Origin of the sequence: Pseudomonas sp. HY13-MNA-CIBAN-0226 (assembly GCF_040310305.1) — a bacterium.
GTDB classification, from domain to species: domain Bacteria; phylum Pseudomonadota; class Gammaproteobacteria; order Pseudomonadales; family Pseudomonadaceae; genus Aquipseudomonas; species Aquipseudomonas gregormendelii.
Map to the genome: position 1 here is coordinate 1 of NZ_JBEOPS010000609.1, position 238 is coordinate 238.

The 238-nt window shown below is 63.4% G+C and carries 1 protein-coding gene; it reads right to left on the reverse strand.

What is annotated here, in order from left to right; translation table 11 throughout:
* On the reverse strand, positions 1–238 hold a 238-nt coding region (locus AAEZ05_RS30115), incomplete at both ends, for a Mu transposase domain-containing protein (protein WP_502947822.1).

Here is a 238-nt window from a genome sequence, read left to right on the forward strand (position 1 = left end):
GGGCCTTGTGCGAGGCCGGCATGTGTTCGCTCTGGGTGCTGTAGGCGCCGCGCCGTTGCAGCAGCAGGTGGCTGGCGACTCGCCGGTGTCCATGCAGGATTTCGACGGTATGGGCGCTCACTCGGGCGTCGACGCTTTGCCGGGCCAAGGCCGAGGGCACGCTGTAAAAGCCGCCATTCACCTCGATGTGGTAGTCGATGTTGACCTTGCAGCGTTTGAAGGTCACCACCTCATAAGG